Annotated in this window: 4 protein-coding genes and 1 pseudogene; 3 read left to right on the plus strand and 2 right to left on the minus strand. The window is 49.2% G+C overall.

Features of this window, described 5'->3' with window-relative positions:
• A pseudogene (locus ABLV04_RS08315) lies at positions 1-92 on the plus strand (phosphomannomutase); the annotation flags it as partial.
• 163 nt (positions 93-255) lie between these two features.
• On the plus strand, positions 256-1,422 hold the full coding sequence (ugd, locus tag ABLV04_RS08320) for a UDP-glucose 6-dehydrogenase (protein ID WP_000704810.1): 1,167 nt from the start codon (positions 256-258) through the stop codon (positions 1,420-1,422).
• A gap of 422 nt (positions 1,423-1,844) precedes the next feature.
• Here ugd and ABLV04_RS08325 read toward each other — a convergent pair whose 3' ends face one another.
• Together ABLV04_RS08325 and ABLV04_RS08330 are read right to left on the minus strand one after the other, a co-directional pair.
• Positions 1,845-1,967 carry a small membrane protein gene (locus ABLV04_RS08325; protein ID WP_072414171.1) on the minus strand — a complete coding sequence of 41 codons (123 nt, stop codon included), beginning with the start codon at positions 1,965-1,967 and terminating at the stop codon, positions 1,845-1,847.
• Positions 1,968-2,366: 399 nt separating this feature from the next.
• Positions 2,367-3,371, minus strand: coding sequence for an NAD-dependent epimerase (locus ABLV04_RS08330; RefSeq protein WP_348815585.1), 1,005 nt, complete (start codon positions 3,369-3,371; stop codon positions 2,367-2,369).
• A 1,076-nt stretch (positions 3,372-4,447) separates the two neighbouring features.
• On the opposite strand from ABLV04_RS08330, the gene ABLV04_RS08335 reads away from it, so the two are divergent.
• Positions 4,448-4,520 (plus strand): sugar phosphate nucleotidyltransferase (locus ABLV04_RS08335; protein ID WP_142245722.1); only part of this gene is annotated, 73 nt, incomplete at its 3' end.

Genomic DNA, 4,520 nt, shown 5'->3' on the forward strand with positions numbered 1-4,520 from the left:
CGGAGCCGGTGGTGCGCCTGAACGTTGAGTCCAGAGCGGATACGGCGTTGATGAATGCAAAAACCGAAGAGATTTTAGCTCTTCTCAAGTAATGCATTATCCATAATGGAAGCCATAGGGTCAGATTTTAATCGTATTATTGACCTTATGGCTTATTCTTGACATCCCACTGGTCAAAGCGTAAAACCGCCCACAGCATTATTTAATTTCGTGGCTATCCGCCATTATCCAGTTAACTGATTAAAGTGTAATCTCATGAAAATTACTATTTCCGGTACAGGTTATGTTGGTTTATCGAACGGTATCCTGATTGCGCAAAACCACGAAGTGGTGGCCCTGGATATCGTACAGGCCAAAGTGGATATGCTTAACCAGAAGATCTCTCCGATTGTCGATAAAGAGATTCAGGAATATCTGGCAGAAAAACCGTTAAATTTCCGTGCCACCACGGACAAGCACGACGCATACCGTAATGCCGACTACGTGATCATTGCGACGCCGACCGATTACGATCCCAAAACTAACTACTTCAACACCTCTACGGTGGAAGCGGTTATTCGCGATGTCACCGAGATCAACCCGAACGCCGTGATGATCATTAAATCGACCATCCCGGTGGGTTTCACCCGCGACATCAAAGAACGTTTAGGGATTGATAATGTTATTTTCTCCCCTGAGTTCCTGCGTGAAGGCCGTGCGCTGTACGACAACCTGCACCCGTCGCGTATTGTCATCGGTGAGCGCTCTGCGCGTGCCGAACGTTTCGCAGACCTGCTGAAAGAAGGTGCGATCAAGCAGGATATCCCGACCCTGTTTACCGACTCCACCGAAGCGGAAGCGATCAAACTGTTCGCTAACACCTATCTGGCGCTGCGCGTTGCCTATTTCAACGAACTCGACAGCTATGCTGAAAGCCAGGGGCTGAACAGCAAGCAGATTATTGAAGGGGTTTGCCTGGATCCGCGGATCGGCAACCACTATAACAATCCGTCCTTTGGCTACGGCGGCTACTGCCTGCCGAAAGACACCAAGCAGCTGCTGGCGAACTACGAATCGGTCCCGAACAACATCATCGCGGCTATCGTCGATGCCAACCGTACCCGTAAAGACTTTATCGCGGATTCTATTCTCGCCCGCAAGCCGAAAGTGGTGGGTGTGTATCGCCTGATCATGAAGAGCGGGTCAGACAACTTCCGTGCCTCTTCTATTCAGGGCATCATGAAGCGCATCAAGGCGAAAGGTATCCCGGTTATTATCTATGAACCGGTGATGCAGGAAGATGAGTTCTTCAACTCCCGCGTCGTGCGCGACCTGGATGCCTTCAAACAAGAGGCGGATGTGATCATTTCTAACCGTATGGCGGAAGAGCTGGCGGATGTCGCGGATAAGGTTTATACCCGCGATCTGTTTGGTAACGATTAATTCTGCCTGTCTGGCACTGGCGGCTCCCCGCCGCCAGTATGCTTCTTTATCTCCCCACTATATCCCTCACTGCGCGTATTTCTCGTATATTCAGATTAACCTCAATAAATTGTGATGGACATTACGCTCCTGCTCAAAACCCGTTGCGGGTTGAAAACAGGTCCGATAAGTTAAACTTACCTTGTAAAGAGCTACCGTCACTGTGATGTAGATGCCGGAGATAAGCGCCGGGAGGTAAAACGAAGCCTGCAACGCAGGCTTTTGTTATTTATGCCCTGGGGAAATATGAGGAACAGGGCGCGAGTAACGTTATTTTTTCTTGCCTTAAGGCCACGCCAAAACGCAGAATGAACGGTCATTCTGTCATATCATTTTTTTATCTCTTAATATTATCTTAATCTAAATGCAATATGGAGCGCGTCTTACCACTTGCGTTTATTAAACGTCAGTTTTGTTTTCTTTCTGTCTCTCAGATATGAAATTAAAAAGAAAACAGACACAGCAAGTAGTATGGCAGCCACCACTAAAAAAAATAGGTTTTCCATAATATCTACCACAGCTTTTTGTTGGTTGAATCATTAGCATGTTAAGCAACACTTCAGCCCGAAAGCGCTGAATTGCGATCTCTAACATATCCTGTTCTTAAGAAAATTCCTACAGAAAATAATGTCTTTTATTTATCAGGAGAAAATGCTGAAGGAGCCATTAAAAATAGTATTGAAAAGAGTGACAGCAGGGGACCAGGCTTAAAGTTGTTGGCTTTTTCGCTGGCGGGCAGATGAAACTGGTTTCAGCACCGTCGTTAAAACCAGTAAAAATTATTCTTTAGCACAAAAAAGTATAGCCTGTGCCAGGCTCGGATAAAGAAATGAATGATAAAGGAAGACAATGCGGGATGCTTATCCGTTGCCGCAATCAGCGGATTGCGGCAGGGCAGAGACAGGTTAGATCTTATAGTAATCCTTATACCACTCCACGAAGTTCTTCACGCCTTCTTTCACTGATGTCTGTGGCTTAAAGCCCACCAGGTCATACAGCGGCTGGGTGTCTGCGCTGGTGTCCAGCACATCGCCCGGCTGAATCGGCATCATATTCTTCTTCGCTTCCATCCCCAGGGCTTCTTCCAGGGCGGTGATATAATCCATCAGTTCCACCGGCGAGCTGTTGCCAATGTTATAGACCCGGTACGGCGCGGAGCTGGTGGCCGGGGAACCGCTCTCAACGGTCCAGTCGGCATTGGCCTGCGGGATCACATCCTGAACGCGCACCACCGCCTCGACGATATCGTCGATATAGGTGAAATCGCGCTTCATCTTGCCGTAGTTGTAAACGTCGATACTTTTCCCTGCCAGCATCGCTTTCGTGAACTTGAACAGCGCCATATCCGGGCGGCCCCACGGACCATAGACCGTAAAGAAGCGCAGCCCGGTGGTCGGGATGCCGTACAGATGGGAATAGGTATGCGCCATCAGCTCATTGGCTTTCTTGGTGGCGGCGTACAGGGAAACCGGATGATCGACGGAATCCTCCGTGGAGAACGGCATTTTGCGGTTAAGGCCGTAAACCGAGCTGGAGGAGGCGTATACCAGGTGTTTCACTTTGGTATGGCGGCAGCCTTCCAGAATATTCAGGTACCCCATCAGGTTTGCGTCGGCGTAGGCATACGGGTTTTCCAGCGAATAGCGCACGCCGGCCTGGGCCGCCAGGTGGATCACGCGGTCAAACTGTTCTGCGGCGAACAGCGTCGCCATACCTTCACGGTCGGCAAGATCCAGCTGCTGGAAATGGAATGCCGAAGAGGACAGGCGATCCAGACGGGCCTGCTTCAGGCTGACGTCATAGTAGTCGTTCATGTTGTCGATCCCGACAACGTCATGCCCTTCATTCAGCAGGCGCTGCGCGATATGAAAGCCGATAAAACCTGCGGCACCAGTGACCAAAAACTTCATATTTTTCCTCCGGGGTGTGGATATCCCGTTCTACATAACGGCCGATTTTACACTGGCTTGCGGCTGGGATCACTTGCTTTGCCGCGTCTTATCCGCCAGGCGCGAAGTGAAGGGCGCTTTTTTCTGGCAAAATCGTGGTGGCAAAGGCTGATAAATAACAACGTTTCTCATTTGACTGTTAGCTGTCGAATAATAACCTTGTGACCTGTCAGCGGTTTAGCGATTCATGGCGCAATCATAAAGGTCGCCAATCCCCCCGGTATGGCGTAATTTTGTTTAAAGATATATTTTCGTCAGCGGATGATTTAGCAAATGGGCAAAATCTCTGTAGTGTTTTCTCTGGTTTTTTGATTAATATCAATGGATTAGATTGGTTTTGTTTGTTTAGTGAATGTTTATAATGTGTATTATTTGAGTAATCCATTAATCAGTAGGCTTTTTTATTTTTATTCCCCGCGACCAGCGCTATAATCTGCGGACGATTTTCTTTGTGGAATGTGCAGTGTAGAGCATGAGTCGTTTATCCCTCCTGTCGGAACAAAGCGCCGTCGCCATGTGCAAAGGGCCATCAAGCCTGGCCGCGCGTTGTCTCCCTGGCGGCGATAGCGATGTCTCTTCTTATCTTTCCCCGCATCGTGGACGCTCCTTTCTGACGCTTGCTGACACCGGCAGGCCGCCCGTTTCCCTTTCGTCGGTGGCGGAAAGCGCACGCGTGATACCCTGCGTAAATGAGAAAGTCCTGATGGTTAACCCGGCGGCAAATGCGGAAAGTGTGGGGCATTTCGCGGCCAGGTGAGGACAGATGCATATTAAAAGCAGAGATATGTCCCAGGACATATCTCTGCTTTTAGGTTTTCAGGACACCCGTTCCGTCAGGCTGGCTTTTCAGGCCGCTGAGTGAACGTTCTGCCGATAGCCTGAAGCGAAAGAGGGTGCCGTTTAGCCTGAAACACGGGAGCAGTACGCATTTTGGTTGCGACAGCCAATGGCGGTAGCGTGCCTGAAAAAGGCCATTCCACCCGACGGTCGATTGATTGATAGTAAAATAAAGCAATTATTTATTTAAGGATTTCATTATGTTACTTCCTGTAATTATGGCTGGTGGTACCGGCAGTCGTCTCTGGCCGATGTCTCGCGAGCTTTACCCGA

The sequence above is a fragment of the Klebsiella sp. JN_Kp127 genome, from assembly GCF_040062505.1.
Lineage (GTDB): Bacteria > Pseudomonadota > Gammaproteobacteria > Enterobacterales > Enterobacteriaceae > Klebsiella > Klebsiella quasipneumoniae.